This is a genomic window from Asticcacaulis sp. SL142, assembly GCF_026625745.1.
Lineage (GTDB): Bacteria > Pseudomonadota > Alphaproteobacteria > Caulobacterales > Caulobacteraceae > Asticcacaulis.
This window is the reverse complement of sequence record NZ_CP113061.1, coordinates 333,068-357,690: the sequence shown is the minus strand read 5'-3', so window position 1 is coordinate 357,690 and position 24,623 is coordinate 333,068. Positions and strand designations below refer to the sequence as shown.

General features: G+C 56.8%; 21 protein-coding genes and 1 tRNA gene. 9 read left to right on the top strand and 13 right to left on the bottom strand.

All coding sequences use genetic code 11. The features are described 5' to 3' along the window. Nucleotides 1-61 precede the first annotated feature (61 nt). From OVA03_RS01580 to guaB, 5 genes are all read right to left on the bottom strand, one after another. Nucleotides 62-2,077, bottom strand: a complete 2,016-nt coding sequence (locus OVA03_RS01580) for a putative bifunctional diguanylate cyclase/phosphodiesterase (protein WP_267526479.1) — start codon at nt 2,075-2,077, stop codon at nt 62-64. A gap of 268 nt (nt 2,078-2,345) precedes the next feature. Then, nucleotides 2,346-3,884, bottom strand: a complete 1,539-nt coding sequence (gene guaA / locus OVA03_RS01575) for a glutamine-hydrolyzing GMP synthase (protein ID WP_267526478.1) — start codon at nt 3,882-3,884, stop codon at nt 2,346-2,348. A 5-nt stretch (nt 3,885-3,889) separates the two neighbouring features. Further along, nucleotides 3,890-5,197 (bottom strand): RsmB/NOP family class I SAM-dependent RNA methyltransferase, encoded by a 1,308-nt coding sequence (locus OVA03_RS01570; RefSeq protein ID WP_267526477.1) that lies wholly within the window; start codon nt 5,195-5,197, stop codon nt 3,890-3,892. Nucleotides 5,198-5,203: 6 nt separating this feature from the next. Further along, nucleotides 5,204-5,593: an MAPEG family protein gene (locus tag OVA03_RS01565; RefSeq protein ID WP_267526476.1), complete on the bottom strand. Its 390-nt coding sequence runs from the start codon at nt 5,591-5,593 to the stop codon at nt 5,204-5,206. A 54-nt stretch (nt 5,594-5,647) separates the two neighbouring features. Continuing rightward, nucleotides 5,648-7,108, bottom strand: coding sequence for an IMP dehydrogenase (gene guaB / locus OVA03_RS01560; protein ID WP_267526475.1), 1,461 nt, complete (start codon nt 7,106-7,108; stop codon nt 5,648-5,650). Nucleotides 7,109-7,244: 136 nt separating this feature from the next. On the opposite strand from guaB, the gene OVA03_RS01555 reads away from it, so the two are divergent. Further along, nucleotides 7,245-7,679 carry a hypothetical protein gene (locus OVA03_RS01555; protein ID WP_267526474.1) on the top strand — a complete coding sequence of 145 codons (435 nt, stop codon included), beginning with the start codon at nt 7,245-7,247 and terminating at the stop codon, nt 7,677-7,679. A 72-nt stretch (nt 7,680-7,751) separates the two neighbouring features. Further along, the gene (locus OVA03_RS01550; RefSeq protein ID WP_267526473.1) at nt 7,752-7,910 is read left to right on the top strand and encodes a hypothetical protein; all 159 of its coding nucleotides are present in this window, start codon (nt 7,752-7,754) and stop codon (nt 7,908-7,910) included. On the opposite strand, the gene OVA03_RS01545 is transcribed toward OVA03_RS01550, so the two are convergent. Continuing rightward, on the bottom strand, nt 7,907-8,635 hold the full coding sequence (locus OVA03_RS01545) for an RlmE family RNA methyltransferase (protein WP_267526472.1): 729 nt from the start codon (nt 8,633-8,635) through the stop codon (nt 7,907-7,909). The genes OVA03_RS01550 and OVA03_RS01545 overlap by 4 nt on opposite strands. Nucleotides 8,636-8,753: 118 nt before the next feature. Here OVA03_RS01545 and OVA03_RS01540 point away from each other — a divergent pair, with 118 nt between their 5' ends. The 5 genes from OVA03_RS01540 to tgt all read left to right on the top strand — a co-directional run bounded on the left by OVA03_RS01540 (nt 8,754) and on the right by tgt (nt 12,521). Next, entirely contained in the window at nt 8,754-9,221 is a 468-nt protein-coding gene (locus OVA03_RS01540; RefSeq protein WP_267526471.1) for a peptidylprolyl isomerase, read from the top strand. 148 nt (nt 9,222-9,369) lie between these two features. After that, nucleotides 9,370-9,804 carry a hypothetical protein gene (locus tag OVA03_RS01535; protein WP_267526470.1) on the top strand — a complete coding sequence of 145 codons (435 nt, stop codon included), beginning with the start codon at nt 9,370-9,372 and terminating at the stop codon, nt 9,802-9,804. A 74-nt stretch (nt 9,805-9,878) separates the two neighbouring features. Next, nucleotides 9,879-10,292: a hypothetical protein gene (locus OVA03_RS01530; RefSeq protein WP_267526469.1), complete on the top strand. Its 414-nt coding sequence runs from the start codon at nt 9,879-9,881 to the stop codon at nt 10,290-10,292. 31 nt (nt 10,293-10,323) lie between these two features. Then, entirely contained in the window at nt 10,324-11,403 is a 1,080-nt protein-coding gene (gene queA / locus OVA03_RS01525) for a tRNA preQ1(34) S-adenosylmethionine ribosyltransferase-isomerase QueA (RefSeq protein ID WP_267526468.1), read from the top strand. Beyond that, nucleotides 11,400-12,521, top strand: a complete 1,122-nt coding sequence (gene tgt, locus OVA03_RS01520; protein ID WP_267526467.1) for a tRNA guanosine(34) transglycosylase Tgt — start codon at nt 11,400-11,402, stop codon at nt 12,519-12,521. The genes queA and tgt overlap by 4 nt, the downstream gene beginning before the upstream one ends. Nucleotide 12,522: 1 nt before the next feature. Here the strand turns inward: tgt and OVA03_RS01515 are convergent, their stop codons facing one another. After that, nucleotides 12,523-13,173 (bottom strand): hypothetical protein, encoded by a 651-nt coding sequence (locus OVA03_RS01515; protein WP_267526466.1) that lies wholly within the window; start codon nt 13,171-13,173, stop codon nt 12,523-12,525. Between the two features lie 253 nt (nt 13,174-13,426). Between OVA03_RS01515 and OVA03_RS01510 the strand changes: the two genes are divergently transcribed. After that, nucleotides 13,427-13,503: transfer RNA gene (locus OVA03_RS01510), tRNA-Lys, on the top strand. 309 nt (nt 13,504-13,812) lie between these two features. Here OVA03_RS01510 and hspQ read toward each other — a convergent pair. Next, on the bottom strand, nt 13,813-14,145 hold the full coding sequence (gene hspQ / locus OVA03_RS01505) for a heat shock protein HspQ (RefSeq protein WP_267526465.1): 333 nt from the start codon (nt 14,143-14,145) through the stop codon (nt 13,813-13,815). A 248-nt stretch (nt 14,146-14,393) separates the two neighbouring features. Here hspQ and OVA03_RS01500 point away from each other — a divergent pair, with 248 nt between their 5' ends. After that, nucleotides 14,394-15,602: a Ppx/GppA phosphatase family protein gene (locus OVA03_RS01500; protein ID WP_420710452.1), complete on the top strand. Its 1,209-nt coding sequence runs from the start codon at nt 14,394-14,396 to the stop codon at nt 15,600-15,602. A gap of 36 nt (nt 15,603-15,638) precedes the next feature. Here OVA03_RS01500 and OVA03_RS01495 read toward each other — a convergent pair whose 3' ends face one another. From OVA03_RS01495 to OVA03_RS01475, 5 genes are all read right to left on the bottom strand, one after another. After that, a complete protein-coding gene (locus OVA03_RS01495; RefSeq protein ID WP_324291016.1) occupies nt 15,639-16,499 on the bottom strand; it encodes a peptidylprolyl isomerase in 861 nt (286 codons plus the stop codon). Nucleotides 16,500-16,502: 3 nt separating this feature from the next. Continuing rightward, a complete protein-coding gene (gene coaD / locus OVA03_RS01490) occupies nt 16,503-16,985 on the bottom strand; it encodes a pantetheine-phosphate adenylyltransferase (RefSeq protein ID WP_267526464.1) in 483 nt (160 codons plus the stop codon). A gap of 21 nt (nt 16,986-17,006) precedes the next feature. Next, nucleotides 17,007-19,766, bottom strand: a complete 2,760-nt coding sequence (gene gyrA / locus OVA03_RS01485) for a DNA gyrase subunit A (RefSeq protein WP_267526463.1) — start codon at nt 19,764-19,766, stop codon at nt 17,007-17,009. Nucleotides 19,767-19,979: 213 nt separating this feature from the next. Further along, nucleotides 19,980-21,404, bottom strand: a complete 1,425-nt coding sequence (locus OVA03_RS01480) for an efflux transporter outer membrane subunit (protein WP_267526462.1) — start codon at nt 21,402-21,404, stop codon at nt 19,980-19,982. Between the two features lie 21 nt (nt 21,405-21,425). Next, nucleotides 21,426-24,611, bottom strand: coding sequence for an efflux RND transporter permease subunit (locus OVA03_RS01475; RefSeq protein WP_267526461.1), 3,186 nt, complete (start codon nt 24,609-24,611; stop codon nt 21,426-21,428). Between the last annotated feature and the right edge of the window lie 12 nt (nt 24,612-24,623).

The following is a 24,623-nucleotide window of genomic DNA, read 5'->3' as shown; positions in this document are numbered from 1 at the left end:
TTCCCGACGGCCCCAACAGTCAGACCCATATGATAAGACTAAGCCTGCAAAGCATCGGTAGTTAATTGCGCCCGTGTCTTTGATGCGTCTCCAGGTGATCGCCACCAGCCCAGACAGGGCGAAACGCCGTGTGCGATGCCTCGGCCTGCGGGCGACCAAAGTAGTACCCCTGAAACTCATCCACTCCGATTTCATAAAGTGCCTTGGCTTGTTCCACCGTTTCAACGCCCTCAGCGATGATTTCAAAGCCGAATTGGCGCGCGATCATAACGGTACTTTCAATGACAACGCGCCCCTTACCGGAGAGCTCATTCACGAAGCACCGATCTATTTTTACAGCCCCAACCTGGAAGCGGTGAAGCCGCGACAGCGATGAATATCCGGTTCCAAAATCGTCGATATGAACGTCGACACCAAGGTCCCGAAGATTTTTCACGCAGGACAGCACCATTTCCATATGCTCATCATCAAAGACTGACTCAGTGACTTCAAGTTGAAGCCGGCTTGGGCTGAGGCCCGTGGCATTCAAAATTTGAACAACCTTTAAATCGAAATGCCCCCGCACCATTTGTTTAATGGAAACATTGACGGCAATTTTCACATGCGACGCGTCAGAGCTCCAGCTTTTTGCATAACGGCAGGCTTCAGTAAGGGTCCATTCCCCTAAGGCATTAATTCTATCCGTATCTTCTGCAAGTCTGATGAATTCGTCGGGACTGATCTGACCCAGGAGGGGATGGTTCCAGCGGGCCAGTGCTTCCTGGGCTACGACACGCCCGGTTTTTGCACTCACAATTGGCTGATACACTAAACTCAGCTCGTTCGTGCCAATCGCCTTGGCGAGGGCTCGACTGAGATCATAGCGCCGGCGCTGCACCTCGGCGTAGGTTTCACTATAAGCCAGAACGCCGCCGCGTTCGGTACGTTTGACCTCCGCGACCGCCAGATCAGCCGCCTGGATGATATTTGTAAAAGACGGGTCATCATCCGGGTAAATTGCGTAACCTATACTAACCCCTAATTTAATTTCTTCGCCATTCAGCATAACAGGCATACCTGCCGCCTCGATAATCAATGACGGGAGGTGCTGAAGATGCTCGGTATCCCCCGACTTCAGAGGCACCGCAATCACAAACTCGTCGCCGCCCCAACGGGCCATCACACTATCTGAAAACAACTGCTCATGGATCCGCCTGGACACACATGCGAGCACATGGTCACCCACATCATGACCCAGAGCGTCATTGACCTGTTTGAACCGATCAAGATCAAGAAACAAGACAGCCAGGCGCAAACCGGGGTTTTCATCTAAGGTTTGATGTGCCCACTCCATCAAGCCTCGGCGATTTAGCAGGTTCGTGAGTGCATCCTTGTGCGCAATTTCCTTCAAAGCCACAGTGCGTTCGACCACCTTAGCTTCCAGCGAACTGTTTAAGGTACGTAGGCTATGAATGAGGTTCGAGTTTTCGTGCTGAAGTTCATAGCTCTGGCGGAGGATATGATGGTTATTCTTGTGGCCCACAAGCATAACGACCCAGAACACAATACCAAGCCCCGCGATAACAATATCGCCGGAATTTGCAACCGCCAGAGCCACCGAAGCTGGCAGCAAAAGTATGCTAATATATAGACGCCCTTCCCGCTTCAGGGCTGCCGTTACGCCTGTGGCACCACCCGCCAGGGAGGATATGATGATGATAAGTGTATATTTTGCGGACACGCTGGCCGTTCCGCTCACACCCAGTACAACGTCACATGCCAGGATCACCCACAATAACCCTGATGAACACAGCCCTACGCCATAGTATTTCTTCCACTGGGTAAGGTCACTTTTCTTGGTTATCAATGCCCTTCGAAGCAGGGCGTTAAATCTCTGCAAACCTGCTAATCGAAGCAGACTTAAGAAAATCATGCCGCCAAACCAGTATATTGCCGCAGCAAAGCCCGCGTGCATTAATACCCACGTCGCCCCAAGCGCAGCCGCCACATTCACAAACAGCATTGGTAACAAATTACCATAGGCGCTTTTTACCAGTTTAAAGTAAACCGCGTCCCCTATATAGTATTCACGTACCATTATTACATTAAACCCATACCGCCTGAGCTTTTATTGTAACAAATCTGAATTAATTTATCGTAATGGCCATGAAACATGGATCGACATCGCGTTAAATAATGATACCTACGCGACTGAAATCATTTATTAAATAGGCAAAAATTCAATTATCTTGAAAAGAAAAATTCTCGCCAGTAACGAGTGGCAATACATGGCTGAATTAGCCAGAGGCGGAACCAGGCCCAGCCTATGTGTGGGTAAGTCACGGGGTGCAAAAAAGCCGCAGGTTTTATTCCCACTCGATCGTGCCGGGGGGCTTTGAGGTTACGTCATAAACGACGCGGTTGACCCCTCTGACTTCATTCACGATACGGGTGGCGCAGCGCCCCAGCACGGCCCATGGGAACTCATAGAAGTCCGCCGTCATGCCGTCCGATGAGGTCACGGCCCTGAGCGCCAGCACATCCTCGTAGGTACGGGCATCGCCCATGACGCCGACGGTTTTCACCGGCAGCAACACCGCAAAGGCCTGCCAGATCTGGTCATAAAGCCCTGCCTTGCGAATTTCATCAAGATAGATGGCGTCAGCGTCTTGCAGGGTTTTGACCTTTTCCGGCGTCACTTCACCGGGGATACGGATGGCCAGCCCCGGCCCAGGGAACGGGTGGCGACCGACAAAGGCATCGGTCAGGCCCAGTTCTTTGCCCAAGGCGCGCACTTCGTCCTTGAACAGTTCACGCAAGGGCTCGACCAGTTTCAGCTTCATATAGTCGGGCAAACCGCCGACATTATGGTGCGATTTGATGACGGTTGATGGCCCACCGTGCGGCGAGACGCTCTCGACCACGTCGGGATAAAGCGTGCCCTGCGCGAGGAATTCTGCGCCGTCTATTTTCGCCGCTTCTTCGTCAAACACCTCGATGAAAAGGCGGCCAATGGTCTTGCGCTTTTTCTCAGGATCGAATTCACCGGCCAGCGCACCAAGGAATTTGTCTTGTGCTTGAACATGGATCAGCGGGATATTGTAGTGGTCACGGAACAGGGTCACAACCTGCTCACCCTCGTTTTTGCGCAACAAGCCGGTATCGACGAACACGCAGGCCAGTTGCTCACCGATAGCTTCGTGGATCAGCACCGCCGCCACGGAGGAATCCACCCCGCCCGACAGCCCGCAAATAACCTTACCGGTGCCAACTTGCTTGCGAATCTTCTCGATCATTTCCTGACGGAAAGCCGCCATCGTCCAGTCGCCTTTGAGGCCCGCGATTTCAAACAGGAAGTTGCGGATCATGTCGGTGCCGCGCTTAGTGTGGACCACTTCCGGGTGGAACTGCACCGCGTAAAAACGCTTGTCTTCATGGGCAATCGCGGCAAAAGGCGCGCCTTCGGACGTAGCAATAACCTCAAAGCCTTCGGGGATGGCGGTCACGCGGTCGCCGTGGCTCATCCACACGGTCTCTTTGGTGTCCAAGCCTTTGAAAATCGGTGATGCTTTGGTGATCTCGATCTCGGCGCGTCCAAATTCCCGGTGATGACCGCTTTCGACCCTACCGCCCAGAAGCTCGCACATCAGTTGCTCGCCATAGCAGATGCCAAATACCGGCAGATCCTTCATGAAAAGGGTCGCGTCGATGCGTGGGCCTTCGTCGATGACGCTGTGCGGACTGCCGGACAGGATGACCGCGTTGGGCCGCAAGGCTTCAAGCGCATCAACCGCCTTGGTGAAGGGGTGGATTTCGCAATAGACGCCACATTCACGCACCCGGCGGGCGATCAACTGGGTCACTTGCGAACCGAAATCTATGATCAGAACCTTTTCATGGTGCATGGGCTTTAAGCTTTCCGTTGATAGAGGGCGACGAAGAAACCGTCAGTATTGGATGTGCCCGGCGACAGGCGTAAGCGGTGGCTGGTACCCGCGATTTTGGCAAGTTCGGCAGCACCTTCGGTCGTGATGTGCGGCACCTGTACGGCCTCAGAAATCGGGCGCGGCTCAAATTGCGGATGATCGGCCTCAAACCGGTCCGCCGTCATGTCATTTTCATCCGGCAGGATCGAACAGGTGGCATAGGCCAACAGTCCGCCTGGTTTGACCAGACGCGACGCGCGATGAAGAATGGCGGTTTGCAAGTCATGCAGCCGCGCCACTTCCTCCTCGGTCAGTTTATGGGCGGTTTCGGGCCGTCTGCGCCACACGCCGGAACCGGAACAGGGCGCATCGACCAGCACCAGATCGGCCACCCCGATTAGGTCTTCCAGCCCCTCACCGTCCTTCGTCAACTGGCGGAACTCGGCCTCAAGGCCTGCGCGGGCCAAGCGTGGTTTGATATTGTTCAGGCGCGTTTTTTCGACATCCGAGGCCACCAGACGCCCCGATGTTTTGCCCTCCGGCGTCTGCATCGCCTGCAGCAGCCCCAGCGTCTTACCGCCGCCGCCAGCACAATAATCAATCACCGTCATACCGGCTTTAGCACCGGCCAGAAACGCCGCCAGTTGCGAGCCTTCGTCCTGAATTTCGATGATGCCCTGTCGAAACGCAGGCAATGCGCGCACATTGGGCGGCGGATCGGCGGGCAGGCGCAAACCAAAGGCCGAAAACGGCGTCAGTTCCGGCTTATAGCCCAGCATTTCCAAGCCCTGACGGATCGGTTCGCGGTCGCCATTGACGCGCAGATCAATCGGCGCGCGCGGCAGCATTAGCGCCTCCGCCTCTTTCAACCAGTCATCGCCATAGACGGCTTTGAGGCGTTCAGACACAAAGGCGGGCAGCCCCGCTTCCAGCCACTGCGGAGCCTCGCCCTCACCCGCTGACAGCCGATTGCGCTCCGCAAGTGATAGCTTGGGCGGCGCATAACCTTCGCCGGTATAAAGCTGGTCAATCTCATCAATCGTGACACCATCCAGCAGATGTAAAGCGCCTAAAATCAACGACCTGCCAGAATCGGAATCCATGGCAAAAGACAAGCGTTCGCGCGCCCGCAGGCATTGATAGACCTTATCGGCGATGGCACGGCGGTCTTTTGAGCCCGCATAGCGATGATTGCGGCCCCAGTCTTTCAGTATCTCTTCGGCGGCTTTGCGCGTACCTTTGAGGATGTCGAGAATGTCGGCAGCGGCAGCTAATCGGGCGGCAGGGGTCATCGTGTCCTAAATCAACAGGGCGATCAGGCAGGTGACGATTCCAAACATCGACACGCCCCAGATCGCGAAACGAAACGGCCAGCCAAAGGCGTAGGCCGGAATGTATAAAATGCGCGCCACCAGATAGACGGTGGCGCCCAATTGGGATAGCTCATTTGTGCGTCCACGCAACGCCAGACAGATGATAATCACCGCAAAGAAAACGAAGGTTTCCTTGAAATTGGCAAATGACCGCTGCAACCGGCCAGCCATGCCAGTATGTACCACCGGTTCATCACGCGGACCGGCCGCCCATTTCAGATTGCCTTCCTGACGGCGCGCCGCCGCAGCCGTGATCACCAGATGGATCAGGCCTAAGATAACAGCATAGACAAGTATGAACACTTCATGGGTCATGGACGGCTCCGGTGCAGATCAGCGCCGCCGGTATTAGCGGCGCTCTCTGTTACGCTACTGGCGGTAGTTTGGAGCTTCGCGGGTGATCATCACATCGTGGACATGGCTTTCGCGCAGGCCCGCATTGGTGATGCGCACAAACCGCGCCCGCTTCTGGAACTCAGCGATATCGGGAGCGCCAACATAGCCCATTGACGCGCGCAAACCACCGACCAGTTGGTGAACCACCGGCGCGATCGGGCCTTTGTAGGGCACCTGACCTTCGATGCCTTCGGGCACCAGTTTCATGGTGTCCTGCACGTCCTTTTGGAAGTAGCGATCGGCCGAGCCGCGCGCCATAGCCCCGACCGAGCCCATGCCACGATAGGATTTGTAGGAGCGACCCTGATAAAGAATGACCTCACCGGGCGCCTCTTCGGTGCCCGCAAACATCGATCCCAGCATGGCGGTTGAAGCGCCCGCCGCAATGGCCTTGGCCAGATCTCCCGACAGCTTGATGCCGCCATCGGCGATGATCGGCACGCCAGTGCCCTCAGCGGCCCGCACACAGTCGATAATGGCGGTGAGCTGCGGCACACCGACACCGGCGACGACGCGGGTGGTGCAGATTGAGCCCGGCCCGATGCCGACCTTAACCGCATCAGCCCCGGCATCAATCAGGGCGCGGGTCGCGTCATAGGTCGCGACATTACCGGCCACGATCTGAACGTGGTTATAGGCTTTTTTGATGCGCTCAACGGCCTGAGAGACCAGAATCGAATGGCCGTGGGCGGTGTCGATCACGACCACATCCACGCCCGCTTCGATCAGCCCAACCGAACGCTCAAAACCCGCATCGCCGACCGTGGACGCCGCGCCCACCAAAAGCCGACCGGCGTCGTCCTTGGCCGCGCTGGGGTAGGCTTGCGATTTTTCCATGTCCTTGACGGTGACGAGGCCAACGGCGCGGTAAGCGTCATCGACCACAATGATGCGCTCAATGCGGTGCTCAGCCATCAGGTGGCGGGCCACCGATTGCTGAACGCTGCCGTCTTTCAGGGTAATCAGCCCTTCGCGCACCATCAGTTGCGCGGCGGTTTTGGAATTATCACTTTCAAAGCGGATATCGCGGTTGGTCAGGATACCGACCAGCTTGCCCGTGCCGCGCTCGACCACCGGAAAGCCGGAAATACCGCGACGGGCGATGATTTCACGAACCTCAGCCAGCGTCGTTTCAGGATTGATGGTGATCGGGTTGATGACCATGCCCGACTCAAAACGCTTAACTTCGCGGATTTCTTCGGCCTGACGCTCAATGCTTAAGTTGCGGTGAATGATCCCCAGCCCGCCAACCTGCGCCATGGCGACCGCCAGACGCGCTTCGGTCACCGTATCCATCGCGGATGACACCAGCGGGATGTTGAGATTGATCGAGCGGGTGAATTTAGATTTCGTATCGACTTGAGTGGGAATGACCTCTGACGGGCCGGGTTCCAGCAAAACGTCGTCGAAGGTTAAGCCTTCGCGTATTTCCATTACGGACTCTCCATTTTGCGGGTTGTTCCTAAGCCAAGCGGGTCTCTGCGTAAAGGGGCCGGTACGAAAAAATTGTTTCACATTCTGCTAAATCGGAGCAGTCTCGTGATTTAGGTTACCATGGGGGATATCCGGAATGACGATGATGCAACGTGTACTCTGGGCATGGTTTGCGGCGGCGTTGATGCCGGGCATCGCCCTTAGCCTTTATCTGCTCATAATGAGCGGGGGCTTTGACTTATCTCTTTTTATATTGATTACGCTGCTTACAACCCCGATTACATTTATAATTGCGTCGCTGCATATTTTGATTTTGGGATTGCCGCTATTTTACAAACTGGAGACACTAGGTCGCCTCAATCTGTGGACGTCAGCGCTTAGCGGACTGATAATAGCAGGCGCGCCTTTTTTACTGCTGAGTTTAATGAACACGCCTGGCTCTCAGTGGCCACCCATGATTATGAGCATCTACAGCGTCTCAGGCTTCTTCGGTATTATTGGTGGGATCAGTGCGTGGTGCGTCTGGCGATATACTGCGCCCAAGGAAATCGCGACAGAAACCATACCTTAACCACGCTTGTAACGGCGACCTTAATCACTTCGGGGTAATATGAACTATCCCCTCTCTCGATAAGGCGACGCCATGAGCCATTCCACGCAGTACCAAATCGCCAAAGGCCTTGTCTGGCTGTCGTATCGCCTGCGCCCGCTGTTTGCTGGTCGGGTGTTTGGCGCCATGATGGAGCGCCACCGGGCACGGTTGAAGATCGCGGGGATTGTGCCCGTGATTCAGAAAGCCTAACCCTTAAACCCCATCGCCACGATAAAAGTCTCGGATGAGCCCTGACGGCTGGCCTTGGGTTTGATGTGCTTCACGTCGGTGAAATTGCGCTTGAGGATATCCAGCACAGCATGGGTTTCACCGCCCTGAAAGGCCTTGGCCACAAAGGTGCCGCCGGGTTTCAGGTTCAAAATGGCAAAATCAGCGGCCATCTCGATCAGACCGACGATCTTAAGGTGATCGGTCTGCTTATGGCCGACCGTATTGTGCGCCAGATCCGACAGCACCAGATCAGGTTTACCGCCCAGCATCTCCATCAGACGCGGGCCGACCTCAGGGTCGGTAAAATCAGCCTGAATGATCTCCGCCCCCGGCACCGGATCGACCGGCAGCAGATCAACCCCGACCACATGGGCCGCGCCGCGTTTCTTGGCGACCTGAACCCAACCGCCGGGCGCACAGCCCAGATCAACCACTCTCACCCCGCGGTGCAGCAGCTTAAAGCGGTCATCAATCTCGGTCAGCTTGAATGCTGCGCGTGAGCGCCAGCCTTCGGCCTTGGCCCGCGCCACAAACGGGTCATTTAATTGCCGCTCCAGCCATTTGGCCGAGGATTCCGTGCGCTGCTTGGCGGTTTTGACGGCGGTGTGGCCCTTGTTACGGCCAGACAGATTGCCACCGGTCGGGGGCTTGACCATTTTACGGCGCGCTTCGGGGGCGTCTTCAGGCGTTTTTTTATCGTTCATGTCAGGGCTATAGCGCTTTTTAGCCTTTCGCAAAATGACCTGACGTTAAATTACTTTTTGAAATACGGGGCGCGATGGCCTAAGAGGGGCGCAATTGTATACTCCAAGAGGACGCACCATGTCGGCTGATCCCGAAAACACCATCATTCTGACCCTCGAATCCGGCGAAGTCGTCATTGAACTTCGCCCTGATCTGGCACCGAACCACGTCGCCCGCATCAAGGAACTGGCCCGCGAAGGCTTTTACGACGGCATCGTCTTCCACCGCGTTATCCCCGGCTTCATGGCTCAGGGCGGCGATCCCGAAGGTCAGGGCTATGGCGGTTCCGGCAAAAAGCTTAAGGCTGAGTTTTCTAATGAGGCCCATGTGCGCGGCGTCTGCTCGATGGCCCGCTCGATGAACCCGGATTCCGCCGACAGCCAGTTCTTCATCTGCTTTGACGATGCCAATTTCCTTGACCGCCAATATACGGTCTGGGGGCAGGTCACGTCGGGCATGGAACACGTAGACGCCCTGCCCAAGGGTGAGCCGCCGCGCGCACCGGGCAAGATCGTGTCCTTCCGCGTCGCCGCCGACGTCGCTTAAATTCATATTGCGTCAATCCCTTTAGCGCATCGCCCTACGGCGTTGCGCTTTTTGGCGTTTTTCCGCAGTTACCCTTAAGTCAATCATTCGTTAAACGTCGAAAGGTATAGTTTAGAAAACCAAGGATTAAGCCAAAGGGCAATCGGTCATGGCGATCAGATCGCGAATTACGGTTAGGTTAGACGAAGACCGCAAGATCATTGTGTTCAGAGTCCTTGGGGATGTCGACGGTGCTGAAATCGTTGATACCCTGATGAAGACCTACGCGGTGCTCAATGAACCTTGGCATTATCATCTTGTTTTGGACATATCTCGTCACGATGGCCTGATGCATGTCAGTCATATCGATGATCTCAGACAACGCTGGCAGGCTCTGGCCGGGGATTATCACAACACTGTGCGCGGCGCCATCATCACCCACAACCCGGTCAGTTTTGCGCGTATCGGCAATGTTCGGACGTCATTCAAAAACAAAAATATATATACTTTCCGAGAATTCAAAGACGGTATGGCCTGGGTCGAAAAGGGCGAACTGCCGAACTATGAAATGGTTGATGCGTTGAAATCGGTTGCCAATTTTTAGGCCTATAAAGACGGCTTGTTTCTATTAGCATTGGTCAGTACCAGCCTTAAGCGTCTTCAGGAAAAAACACCATTATGGCCATTCGTGCGCGCCTTGTGTTTGACGTTGATAATGACCGCCGGATGATCACCGTGAAATATTTTGGTGATCTGGACTCAAAAACGATAGCCGAAACACTTGCGGCCCAGTTTCAAGCCCTCGAACAGCCCTGGCTTTACGATTCTTTGTTCGATATGCGACGGTTCGAAGGCGTTGTCGTTCTGGATGATCTGGCGCAGATGGCACGGGCCTGGAATCAGGCCGCCCGCGGTCGTGATGCGGGCAGGCTTACCGCTATCGTCAGTGCAGACCCCCTGACCCATGCCCGCCAAAAAGCCTATGAGGCGGGCTTACCTCTGCGGATCGTGCGCACCTTCAATGAACTGACCGAGGCGACACACTGGCTGGAGGCCATGCGAAACGCTACGGACCCCAAGCTGGCCTCTTGACCTTTGGCCGCTTTGCCTGTTTGAAGCGGGCATGCTGGTATCCCAATTTGATTTCGACCTGCCCGACAGCGCCATAGCCCTGCGCCCTGCCACGCCGCGGGAGAGCGCGCGCCTGATGACCGTGGACGAAAACGGCGAGATCGGCGATCATCATGTCGGTGATCTGACGCGCCTCATTCGCCCCGGCGACATACTGGTGGTCAATGACACCAGGGTTCTGCCCGTGCAGTTGCATGGCCAGCGCGACCGTGACGGCCAATACGTTACGATTGAGGCAACCCTGATCAAATCCCTGTCGCCCGTCATGTGGCAAGCCTTCATCAAACCGGGCCGTCGCGTGCGGGTTGGAGATATAGTCAGCTTTGGCCATGAGGGCAGCGCGTCGATCTTAAACGCCATCGCCACGGCCAAGGACGACGACGGCCTTTACACCCTGTCGTTCGACCACGGCGCCGAAGACATGAGCACCCGCCTGCATGAGATCGGCGGCATGCCCCTGCCCCCCTATATTCGCTCAAAGCGCAGCGAGGATGAGCAGGATAAGACCGATTACCAGACCATTTTCGCCGCCGCCGAGGGCTCCGTAGCCGCCCCTACCGCCGGTCTGCATTTCACGCCCGCCATCCTTGAGGCCCTCGTCGCCAAAGGGGTTGAGATCGCGCAGGTCACCCTGCATGTCGGCGCGGGCACGTTTTTGCCGGTCAAGGTAGACGACACCCGCGACCACAAAATGCACGCCGAATATGGTGAGGTCACCCAAGCGGTTGCGGACAAAATCAATGCCGCCCGCGCATCAGGTGGCCGCGTAATCTGCGTCGGCACCACCGCGCTGCGGTTGATCGAAAGCGCCTGCGACGATGACGGTGTGATCCATCCGTTTGCCGATGAAACCTCGATCTTTATCACCCCCGGCGTACGGGTCAGGTCAGCGGACATTCTCATGACCAATTTCCACCTGCCGAAATCGACCCTGTTCATGCTGGTCTGCGCCTTTTCAGGCTATGACACCATGAAAGCCGCCTATGACCATGCCGTGGAAACAGGCTACCGCTTTTTCTCTTATGGCGATGCCTCGCTTTTGGCCAATCGTTCTGCTAAATCGCCGCGATGACAGCTTTTCCCTTTGAATTGACCGCACATGATGGTCAGGCCCGCACCGGCGTCTTAAAAACCCCGCGCGGTGATATCCCGACCCCGATCTTTATGCCCGTCGGCACCGCCGCGACTGTGAAGGCCCTGACGCTCGATATGGTGCGCCAGAGCCATGCCAAGATCATCCTCGGCAACACCTACCACCTGATGCTGCGCCCGACGGCAGAGCGCGTAAAGCGTCTGGGTGGCCTGCATAAATTCATGGGCTGGGATGGCCCTATCCTGACCGATTCCGGCGGGTTTCAGGTCATGAGCCTGTCGCAGATTTCCAAGGTCACCGAAGATAACGTCACCTTTCAGAGCCATATCGACGGTTCGCGCCACATCTTATCGCCCGAACGCTCGATTGAAATTCAGGCCGATCTGCTGGGCTCCGATATCGTCATGCAGCTTGACGAGTGCGTGTCCTACCCCGTCGATGAAGCCCGCGCTCAAAAGGCGCTGCAACTGTCCGCCCGCTGGGGCCAGCGGTCAAAGGCTGCGTTCGGCACCCGCGACCGTCAGGCGCTGTTTGGCATTCAGCAGGGTTCGACCTTTGAGGCCCTGCGCCGCGAATCGACGGATCGGTTGCTTGAGATCGGTTTCGACGGCTATGCTATCGGCGGTCTGGCCGTCGGCGAAGGCCATGAGGCCATGTGCGATACGCTCGATTACTGCGCCCCGATCCTGCCGTGGGATCGCCCGCGCTATCTGATGGGGGTGGGTAAGCCGATCGATCTGGTCGAGGCGGTGGCGCGCGGCGTCGATATGTTCGATTGCGTCCTGCCAACCCGCTCCGGTCGTCACGGTCAAGTCTGGACGTGGGAAGGGCCGATCAATATCAAAAACGCCCGTTTTGCAGAGGACGACACGCCGCTCAATCCGACCAGCGATTGCCCGGCCAGTCGCGATTATTCAAAGGCTTATCTGCATCACCTGATGCGGTCTGAGGAAATTCTGGGGCAGGTTTTGCTGTCATGGCACAACATCGCCTTTTTCCAGGCGCTGATGATCCGGATACGCGCGGCCATTGCTGCAGGCGAATTCGCGCAGTTCAGGTCATGGTTTCGCGAAACCCACCTGCGCGACAAGGCATAGCCTATTTATTCGAGCGCCGTGCCGTCGGTGAGGTGCGCACAACGTCCGACGCCTCAATGACATCGGCGCGACGACCACGCGGGGCGGCATCCTCGGCCATTTGCGGCATAACTGCGGGCACAAACCACGAAGGGGCGGCTGGCGGGGCGCAGTTCTTGTTCAGGCCAATACCTTTGAGATAGGCACGGCGGACGATCCCGGCTTGCTCGGCACGATCAATAGATTTCTGGTGCTTTTCCGCGCCCGTAATCTTGCGCACCAGCCCGCGCATCGGGATGATATCGCGCGCGGCAGATCTTACGGCCCCCAAAGTATAGTTGGTGGCCGCACGACCGCTCTTTTCCGTCATATCGGTCTCAGGGGGGGGCGGTTCATCAAAGTCGTCGCCCAGGACTTCATCGAGACGCTTAACCTCAGCCGCTATGCCTTCACAGCGCTCCATGCCAGTTAGGTCATAGGTTTTGGTGGAAGCGCGTATCAAAATAGCCGGAATATCGTCACGGCGCAGATTGAGGTCTTCGAGCGGGGCCGCCAGCGCATCGCCAAAACCATCCCCCACATCCATGGCGCTCTTTTTCATGGTCGAGCCGATTTTGCCTTTTTTCTCAGGTTCAGCCTGAGCATAGACAGGTTTTGATTCGACGAGAGACATCTCTCCCGCCTTGGGCTTGGACGCACATGCCGTCATACCCAACGACGTAAAGCCCATGCAAACCAGGGAAATGATCCCTATTTTGCGGCCTGCGCCCAAGGAAAATTCAGTGCTCACTGAAAAGCCTCCACACCTTTTACGCCATAAACCAATAAAACTGCGTCAAAAGAAAGATGATGTGCTTGCGTAATCAGTCACACCTCTCTATGTAGTCCCTCTCGCTGACCGGTACTTGGTCGGCCATGAGGAGAGTGAGCTCTTAGCTCAGCCGGCTAGAGCATCTGACTTTTAATCAGAGGGTCCTGGGTTCGAGTCCCAGAGAGCTCACCAACTCACAAAATCTCCGCAGCAAAAAACCCGTAGTCCGATACGATCCGGTAGCGCCACCGCGCCCCCCAAAGGGCTCCGCCGTTGCCCGCGATTGCAAGGTATTTTCTGCCTTGAAACACTGTTGCAACATCGCATCACCCAAAAATCGCAAATCAATCACTGTGGTAGCATTGACACGATTTTAAATAGGGTCAACTGCGCAGATGAGTCTAACCATTCTCTTCTGCTATTATATGACGGCATTTATAGGAATTCGATGGGGGCCGCAGGACACAAAATAAACCTGATCTAATTCGGTTAATCCAGCGCTTAATTGGCCAGCCGCATCTTGGGCAGGTAGCGGCCATTTTCAAACCGATCGAAAATCAGATCGGTCTGCGGGTGGCGCAAAGGCTCACCCGTATCATCGGCGTCCAGATTGCCTTCTGAAGCATAGGCGACGTAACAGCTTTCACCGTTTTCAGCGAGCAGATGGTAAAAGGGCTGGTTCTTTTCCGGACGCACCGCTTCGGGGATCGCCTGCCACCATTCTTCGTCATCCAGATATTGCGGATCGACATCAAACACGACGCCGCGAAAATCGAACAGACGATGCACGACAACCTGACCTATATCAAATTTTGCGCTTCGCTGATACGTCATCGGTTCACCGCCCTGATCCGGATTTCCGGAGAAATGCATAATTGAATTAGCCCCTGTTCATAAGCGCGATTCGTCCGTGGTCGCCTCATGCCGCCTTCATGTTTTAGCGCGAATATTCAAAAAGACCTTTCCCCTTCTCCCCTTGGTTGATAGTGTTTTCGCGAAGTGGGTGCATGTGGAGATGATGTAACAATATCGCGTCATTTCGACCTCACCCGAAACATAAAATAACAATAAAAAAGCGGGGTATGAGCCATATGACAAAGGCTCCCTCTGAACCACACGGACGGCCAGCGGCCTCCGGCAAAGCCTTGCCCCCCGCCTCGGAAAGTCCGGGTGCGGCGCGACGTTCTGAGGGGTTGAAACGCAGGCGCCGAGGCTCAGCGCAACAAGCGGCGGCATCCGATATAGCTAATTATGCGGCGCTTGATCTGGGCACCAATAATTGCCGGCTGATGATTGCGTCTTTTCAGAACGGCCAGTTCAAAATTGTCGAAGCCTTCTCCCGCATCGTCCGCCTTGGCGAAGGTGTATCCTCCACCGGCAACCTGCAACCGGCGGCGATGGAGCGGGCGATGGCCTCCCTCCGGCAATGCGCCGAGAAGATCAAACGCCGCAATGTCGTAAAAATCCGGGCCGTCGCCACTCAGGCATGCCGCGCGGCTGGCAATGGGGCCGACTTTATCGCCCGTGTCGAGCGTGAAACCGGCCTTAAGCTGACCATCATCACCCCCGAAGAAGAAGCCCGGCTGGCGGTCGTTGGGTGTGCCTCCCTGCTCGATACCCCTGCCAAGGCTGCCATTGTGATGGATGTCGGCGGGGGATCGACCGAGATTTCCTGGCTGGACCTCAGCCAGTACACACCGCCCAAAGATATAGCGACTACCGGCAATCTGAAACTGATCAAAAATCACCCGCTGCCGAAATGCTGGCTGTCGATCCCCAAGGGTGTGGTCAATCTGGCCGAGCGGTTTCCGGAGCCCAAGGACGGCGACCCCAAGGTCTGGTTTCAGGCCATGGTGGCGGATGTTCAGGTCGAACTGGAAAAATTCCGCGATGCCGACGGCATGACCGAGCATTTTTTCAACGGCGAGACCTATATGATCGGCACGTCGGGCGCGATCACCTCTCTAGCCGGGATGCATCTGGGGCTGGAGCGCTATGACCGGTCGCGCGTGGACGGCCTGTGGATGACCCATGACGACTGCAAGGCCGTGATTAATCGGTTGCTGGACTTGGGTCAAAAAGGCCGGGAATATGAGCCGTGTATCGGCAAGGACCGCGCCGATCTGGTGCTGGCCGGGGCGGCATTGCTTGAGGCTGTGCAGAATTTGTGGCCGTCGCAGCGCCTGCGGGTGGCTGACCGGGGCCTGCGCGAAGGGCTGTTGCTGTCGATGATCAAAAAGAAAACACGCCGCAGACGCCGCCGCAAACCGGGCACAAATAAAACGACATAAAAAAAGCCCCTTCACCTGAGTGAAGGGGCTTTTAAATTACTCAACTTTGGTTGGCACCGTAATATCGCAGGCGGAGAAATCAGCACCCTTTTCCTTGCGGGTTTTTTCGATCAGGTCGGCAAAGGCTTTTGAGCTGGTGTTCATGACCTTGACCTTGGGCCGATCGGCTTCGGGGATGTCGGCCATGATCTGCACCTTGGTCATGGTATCAGGGTCAACCGGTGGCTCCCCAATTTTAAGTTTGCGCACCACATCCAGCCCCTGCACCGTCATGCCAAAGGCAGTATATCGCTTTTCGAGCGCCGCATTATAGGAGCGCATCAGGAAGAACTGCGAATTGGCCGAATTATTGTCACCGGCCCGCGCCATACCCAGCACGCCGGAGCAATAAAGCCCCCACGCGTGGACTTTACCGTCCTTGGCAATCGGGATCAGTTCCTGAACCTGCGACTGCACCGGCATGACACCCAGATAGCCGATCTGCGATCCGCGCGGACGCGACGCGGTGACCATCGGGAAATCAGCGCCGTGACGGATAGTAAATTCGCCGGGGACGTTGGGCAGGGTTGAACCGCCCTCACCCGTGCCTTGCGGGTCACCGGTCTGAGCCATAAAGCCCTCGATCACGCGGTGGAATTTCTGACCGTTGTAGAAACCCTGACGCGTCAGCGTCTTCATGCGCTCGACGTGCTGCGGGGCCAGTTCGGGATACATTTCAACGACCACGCGGCCTTTGTTTGTATCAATCACCAGCGTGTTTTCCGCATTAAGATCGCGCCATTCCGAAGCCGCCTGCGCCAGAGCCGCACTGATGGGTGCAAACGCCGTTGCCACCACCGTTAACCCCAGAATGGCGGATTTTAGGGCCGCGGACTTATATTTCAGAACAGACATCATGTCTTATTTTCCCACCTTCGCCAAAAGCCGTGTCGCCACGCTTTCCGATACAAACGGCGCAATATTGCCGCCCAATTGGGCTATTTCTTTGACCAAGCGCGACGCAATCGCCTGATGGCGCGGGTCAGCCATTAAAAAAACCGTCTCAAGCTCACGATTAAGCTGTTGGTTCATGGCTGTCATCTGAAATTCGTACTCAAAGTCGGCCACCGCCCGCAAACCGCGGATAATCATGCTGGCACCGACCTCCTGGGCATAGTGCATCAGCAGGCTGTCAAAGGCAGCCACCTCAACCATGTCACCGAGGTGGCGGGTTTCCTCGCGCACCATTTCCACCCGTTCTTCGAGGGTGAACATAGGTGTCTTACCGATATTACGCGCCACGCCAATGACTAGTCTGTCGACCAGCTTAACCGCCCGCCCGATGATATCGGAATGGCCATTGGTGATCGGATCGAACGTGCCCGGATAAAGACCGATACGCATGGGCTGCCCCCTCTTTTTTATCTATTCGGTCGCGGTTCCGGCATCAGCCTCTGGCTCTCCCGCAACATCACCTTCGTCCTCAGCGCTTTCGGCCAGACGCTCCACCGACACGACCTTTTCCCCCGACGTGCGGAAGATGGTCACGCCTTGGGTGTTGCGGCTAGCGATGCGCACCTGCGAGACGCGCGTCCGGGTCAGTTGCCCGCCGTCGGTAACCAGCAGAAGCTGATCAGAATCTTCAACCGGGAAGGACGCCACCAGCTTTCCGCCGCGTTTTGAGAGGTCGATGGCGACGATACCCTGCCCGCCCCGGCCCGTGCGGCGATAGTCATAACTCGATGTCCGCTTGCCAAAACCGGTGTCGGCAATGGTCAGGATAAATTCCTCCGCAGCCCCCAGTTCGGCAATGCGTTCCGGTGTCAGCGAGGCTTCATCTACCGAGTCTTCGCCGTCCTCTTCAACGGCCACAGACACATCTTCGCCCTCGCCGCTGACGGCGGCGCGCATGGCGGCGGCATGCTTCAGATAGGCGGTCCGCTCCGCAGGCGTTGCCGCTACACGGCGTAAGATCGCCATCGAAATCACACTGTCGTCAGCCCCAAGGCGTACGCCACGCACGCCGGTTGAACTGCGGCCCGCAAAGACGCGCACTTCATCGACCGCAAAGCGGATCGAACGACCCGATGCGGTCGACAGCAGCACGTCCTGATCTTCGGTGCAGATGGCCACGCCGACGATCGCATCACCCTCTTCCAGCTTCATAGCGATCTTGCCGGCACGGTTGACGTTGACAAAATCCGACAACTTGTTACGACGCACATCGCCGGAGCGGGTCGCAAAAATGATGTCGAGTTTATCCCACGCCGCTTCTTCTTCCGGCAGGGCCAGAATATTGGTGACGACTTCGCCCTTATCGAGCGGCAGCAAGTTCACAAACGCCTTGCCCTTGGACTGCGGATTGCCGAGCGGCAGCTTCCAGACCTTAAGCTTATAGGCCTTACCCGCGGAGGAGAAGAACAGCATCGGTTGGTGGGTGGAGGCCGCGAAAATGCCGGTGATGGCGTCTTCGTCCTTCATCGCCATGCCGGAACGGCCCTTGCCGCCGCGATGCTGAGTGCGATAGGCGGTCAGCGCTGTGCGCTTGACGTAGCCGGAATGGGTGACGGTCACGACCATGTCCTCACGCGGGATCAGGTCTTCGTCTTCGATATCGCCTTCGCCGTCCACAATCTCGGTGCGACGCGGGATGGCAAACTGGTCACGTACCTCAATAAGTTCATCGCGCACGATGCCAAGGATACGCTCACGCGACGACAGAATCTCCAGGAACCCGGCAATCGCACCGGCCAGGGTGCGGGCTTCGCCAAAGATTTCGTCCTGCCCCAGACCGGTCAGACGCGACAGGGTCAGCGCCAGAATGGCCCGCGCCTGCTCATCGGTCAGGCGGACATTGGAGCCATCCAGTACGATTGAGCGCGGATCGGCAATCAGGTCGATCAGCGGCGACATTTCACCGGCCGGCCAATCGCGCGCCGTTAAGCGCTCACGCGCTTCGGTCGGGTCGGCAGAGGAGCGGATAATATGAATGACTTCGTCGATATTGGCGACCGCAATAGCCAGACCGACCAGGACGTGACCGCGATCGCGGGCTTTGTTCAGTTCAAACTTGGTACGGCGGATTACGACATCTTCGCGGAACTCAAGGAACAGTTCCAAAAGTTTACGCAGGCCCATCTGCTGCGGACGGCCATGATTAAGCGCCAGCATGTTGACGCCAAAGCTGGTTTGCAGTGCCGTGTAGCGGAAAAGCTGATTAAGGATCACATCGCCCGACGCATCGCGCTTAAGCTCAACAACAATGCGCATCCCCTGACGGTCGCTTTCGTCGCGGATGTCGGAAATGCCTTCGATGCGCTTATCGCGCACCAGTTCAGCGATGTGCTCGATCAGGGAGGCTTTGTTGACCTGATACGGAATTTCAGTGACGACAATGGCTTCGCGGTCTTTGCGGATCGTCTCAACGGTAGCTTTAGAGCGCATGATCACCGAACCGCGCCCGGTCATCAGCGCCTGACGCGCACCGGATCGACCCAAGATTTCACCGCCGGTCGGGAAATCAGGCCCGGGAACAAACTCCAGCAGTTCTTCAAGCGAAATATCAGGGGTCTCCAGCAAGGCCAGACAGGCATTGACGATTTCACCCAGATTGTGCGGCGGAATATTGGTCGCCATACCGACCGCGATGCCGCCCGCGCCATTGACGAGCAGGTTGGGTATACGCGACGGCAAGACGGTCGGTTCTTCTTCCTTACCGTCATAGTTGGGCTGGAAGTCGACTGTGTCTTTGTCAATGTCAGCCAGAATAGGCATGGCCGCCTTGGCCAGACGGCATTCGGTGTAACGCATGGCGGCGGGCATATCGCCGTCAACCGAGCCGAAATTACCCTGCCCGTCGATCAGCACCAGGCCCATAGAGAACGGCTGCGCCATCCGCACCAGCGCCATATAGATGGCCGAATCGCCGTGCGGGTGCAGGCGCCCCATGACGTCGCCGACCGGACGGGCGCATTTCACATAGGATTTCTCAGGCGTATAGCCCGATTGCTGCATCATATAGAGGATACGGCGGTGTACCGGCTTCAAACCGTCACGGGCGTCCGGCAGAGCGCGCGAGACAATCACGCTCATGGCATAGTCGAGATAGGAGCGTTTCAGCTCATCTTCGATGGCGATATGGGCAATGCCGCCAGAGGGAATACCGGGAAGATTGGTAACAGTCATAAGGCTGTGGTCTTTGCGTTACGGATACGATGGGGGAATCACTTAGGCCCTAAGTTAGCACGGCCCAAAGCGATCATCAAAACAGGCGTTAACCTCTAAACGGTAACGCGCCCCAAAGCAAATAACCGCCGCCATCAGATGTGGATAGGCTCCCCTCCCCCAAATAAAACCGGCCCAAATAAAAAAGGCGGCCCGAGGACCGCCTTTTTTCCGTTACTGATTGGCCGCCGCCACGTCGGCCCCGGCCTCAGACACCAGACCGCCGCCCAGAGCGCGATAAAGATCGACCAGATTGGCCGAGCGATTATAGCGCGCCTGAATGAGGCCCTGCTGAGACTGATACAGGGTGCGTTGTGAATCCAGCTGGGTGATATAGCTGTCCACGCCGCGATCAAAGCGGGCCTGAGCCAGTCTTTGGCTGTCGGTTGCCGCCGCCACGACCCGCTCAGACGCGCTGATCTGCTGATCGATCGTCGATTTGGTAGCCAACGCATCGGCTACATCACGGAACGCGCTCTGGATCGCCTTTTCATAGGCCGCGACCAGAATATCACGTTGAACTTTGGCCCCGCGCAGATTAGCCAGATTGGCACCACCGGCAAAGATCGGCACTGACACCTGCGGCGTAAAACTCCAGGTCGATGTCCCGCTTGAGAACAGGTCCCCAAATTCCGGGCTGACCGATCCCGTAGACCCCGTCAGCGAAATACGCGGGAAAAAGGCCGCGCGCGCCGCACCGATATTGGCATTTTGCGATTTGAGATCGTGTTCAGCCGCCACGACATCCGGACGATTGATCAGCACCTCAGACGGCAAACCGACCGATAGGTCAGAGCGCACCGCACCGGTTTGCGGGAATGACGTCGGCAGATAGTCCGCCGGAATTTCCGAACCGACCAGCAGGGTCAGGGCGTTTTTATCGCGCTCAACCTGCGCCGTCAGCGTGGCGACATCAGACCGCGCCTGCTCCGTCAGGATTTCAAGCTGACGCAACTGAAGCTGATCGGCCACGCCCAGATCAAAGCTGCGCTTGGTCAGGTTATAGCCGTCCTCGCGCGCCTTGAGCGTATCACGCGACAAACGCAGGAGATCCTGATCCGCCGCCAGCGCCAGCCAGGCATTGGCTGTTTCCGCCATGAGGGAAATCTGGGCCGCGCGACGGGCTTCGTCGGTGGCAAAATAGCTTTCTAACGCCGCCCGGCTGAGCGAACGCACCCGGCCAAACAGGTCAAGCTCGTAGGAAAGCCCCAGATTGGCGCTATAGCTTTCGGTCTCGCCCGAAGCCGGTGTGTCCGCCTTGGTGCCCGATACCGCGGCATCAAGGGCGGGCACCAGCGATGCCCGCTGAATACGGTACTGGGCGCGGGCCAGCTCAACATTAAGCACCGCCTGACGTAAGTCGCGGTTATTTTTTAGCGCCAGATCAATCGTGCTTTGAAGCGCCGGATCAAGGAAGACATCCTTCCACGGCAGGCTTTCGGCCGAAGCCGTACCGGTCGTATCCGGTGCGATCGGCCAGCTTTGGGCGACCGGCATGAGCGGACGCTCATATTTCGGTGCCAGGGTGCAGGCGCTGAGGGCTAAAGCCCCCAGCACGCTGGTTGTCGTGAGCCGGACAACAGATTTTGTACGCGTCATTATTTTAGTCTCCGTGCTCAATTAATGCCCGCCATGATCGCGCGGATCATCGGTGGTCGGCGGCAGGCCCGTCGCTTCACGCTCACGCATAAGCTTGGCCATGTGTTTTTCGTCAGCCTTGAATATTTTTTGTACGAGAACAAAGAACAAGGGGATGAAGAATATCCCCAAAATAGTCGCGGCGATAACTCCACCCAGCAGGCCCGTACCGATGGCGTGCTGCGCCCCCGACCCTGCCCCGTTCGAGATAACCAACGGCGTGATCCCGAAGGAGAAAGCCAGCGACGTCATGATTATCGGACGCAGACGGATACGGACGGCCTCAAGCGTCGCCTCGACCAGTCCTTTGCCCTGCTCATGCAGTTGCTTGGCGAACTCCACAATCAGAATGGCATTCTTTGACGACAGGCCAATGGTGGTCAGCAATCCGACCTGGAAGTAGATATCGTTCGATCCGCCGCGCAGCATGGTGGCCAAAAGCGCCCCCAAAACACCAAGTGGAATGACCATAATGACTGACAGCGGGATCGACCAGCTTTCATAAAGCGCCGCCAGCAACAGGAACACCACTACAATAGAGATGGCATAAAGGGCTGGGGCCTGATTGCCGGATTCGCGTTCCTGAGCCGACAGACCGGTCCACTCATAGCCAATACCCGCAGGCAGTTTAGAGGCGATATCTTCCATGGCCGCCATGGCTGTACCGGTCGAGTTGCCGGGCGATGCCGTGCCTTGAATGTTCATCGACGAGACACCGTTATAGCGTTCCAGACGTTGAGCCCCGAAAGCCCAGTCGGCCGTGGCAAAGGCCGTAAACGGCACCATCTGACCGGATGCGTTACGCACATACCAGTTGTTCAGGTCTTCCGGACGCATGCGGTAAGGCGCATCCGCCTGCACATAGACCTTCTTGACCCGGCCACGATCGACGAAATCGTTGACGTAAGAACCACCCCACGCTGACGACAGCGCCGAATTGATATCAGCGATGCTGATGCCCATAGCGCCCGCCTTGGCGTGGTCGATAGTGACTTTTAATTGAGGCGTATCTTCCTGACCGTTAGGACGCACGCCCGCAAGCACTGGATTTTGCGCCGCCATGCCGAGCACCTGATTACGCGCAGCCAGCAGGGTATCATGCCCCACACCGCCGACATCCTTAAGCTGAAAATCAAAGCCCGTTGAGTTCCCAAGCTCAGACACAGCCGGAGGGATAACCGCAAACACCATCGCATCGCGGATACTGGCAAAGGCACCCATGGCGCGTCCGGCGACAGCCTGCGCCTTGAGGTTAGGGGCTTTACGCTCATCAAAATCCTTCAGGCGTACAAAGGCCAAACCGGCGTTTTGACCGGCACCGGAGAAGCTGAAGCCCGATATGGTAAAGGTCGACAAGACAGCTTCATCCTTGGAGAAATGATTTTGTATCTGCTTTAGAACGCCCTGAGTACGATCTTCCGTCGCACCGGCAGGCAATTGAACCAGCGTAAAGATAATCCCCTGATCTTCATCGGGCAGAAATGACGAGGGCACACGGGTGAATAGGAAGCCCACCAGCGCCACAACGACGGCAAACACCACCATGTAGCGGCCGCTTTGGCCCAGAATTTTGCCAACCATACCCTGATACTTATGGGAGGCAGAATTGAACGATTTGTTGAACCAGCCGAAGAAACCGCGCTCCGTCAGGCCGTGGCCTTTGGCCACCGGCTTAAGCAGGGTCGCACACAGCGCCGGCGTCAGCACCAGTGCCACGATGACCGACAAAGTCATGGCCGAGACGATGGTGATTGAGAACTGGCGATAGATCACGCCCTGCGAGCCACCAAAGAAGGCCATAGGCACAAACACCGCCGACAGCACCAGACCGATACCGACCAGAGCGCCGGTGATTTCATCCATAGATTTACGCGTGGCGGCAACCGGCGATAGCCCTTCCTCCGCCATCACCCGCTCTACGTTTTCAACGACCACGATGGCGTCATCGACCAGCAGACCGATAGCCAGAACCATGCCGAACATAGTCAGGGTGTTGATCGAATAGCCAAAGGCTGCCAGAATTGCAAACGTCCCCAGCAGAACCACCGGCACCGCGATGGTTGGAATGATCGTCGCGCGCCAGTTCTGCAGGAACAGGAACATAACGATGAACACCAGCACAACCGCCTCGACCAGGGTCTTTACGACTTCATGGATCGACAGTTCGATGAACGGCGAGGAATCGTAAGGCACAACATATTGGTAGCCCGCCGGGAAATTGCCTTTCAGTTCATCCATGCGGTGCTTGACCGCTTCGGCAGTCTCTAGCGCATTACCGCCCGGGGCCAGACGAATAGCCATACCCGCGGCAGGCTTACCGTTATAGAGCGCTTTTGATCCATAGCTTTCCGAACCCAGTTCGACGCGCGCTACATCGCGCAGATGAACGATCGCGCCATCGGTCGCATTCTTGACGATGATATTGTTAAACTGCTCCACCGTCTGAAGGCGAGACTGGGCGGTAATGGTGGCGTTCAGAGCCACGCCTTCTGTGGCGGGCAGTCCACCGATCTGACCGGCGGAGACCTGAGCATTCTGGGCCTGAATGGCATTGATAACATCATTTGGCGTCAGGCTATAGTTTGTCAGTTGGCCAGGATTAAGCCAGATACGCATAGCGTACTGCGCCCCGAACAACTGCACTTCGCCCACCCCCTGAACCCGGCTGAGCGGGTCCTGAAGATTTGACGCCATATAATCGCCAAGGTCAGAATTGGTGACATTGGGGTCATCGGAATACATGGCCACAACCATCAGGAAGTTCCGTGCCGATTTGTTGACGCGAACCCCCTGCTGCTGCACTTCCTGCGGTAACAGGGCCAGAGCCGATTGCAGTTTATTTTGCACCTGCACCTGAGCGATATCGATGTCTGTGCCCGCATCAAAGGTCAGGGTGACGGTGGCCGAACCCGACGCATCCGAGGTCGAATTCATATATTCCAGGCCATCAAGGCCTTGCATCCGCTGCTCGATAATCTGAGTAACGCTGTCTTCAACCGTCTGGGCCGAAGCACCTGGATAGGTCGCCGACACCGACACCTGCGGCAGGGCAATCTCAGGATACTGCGATATCGGCAGCGTACGAATAGCCAGCAAACCCGCCAGCATGATGACAATGGCAACGACCCACGCAAAGACGGGCCTGTCGATAAAGAAACGCGATAACATGTGACAGGTTCC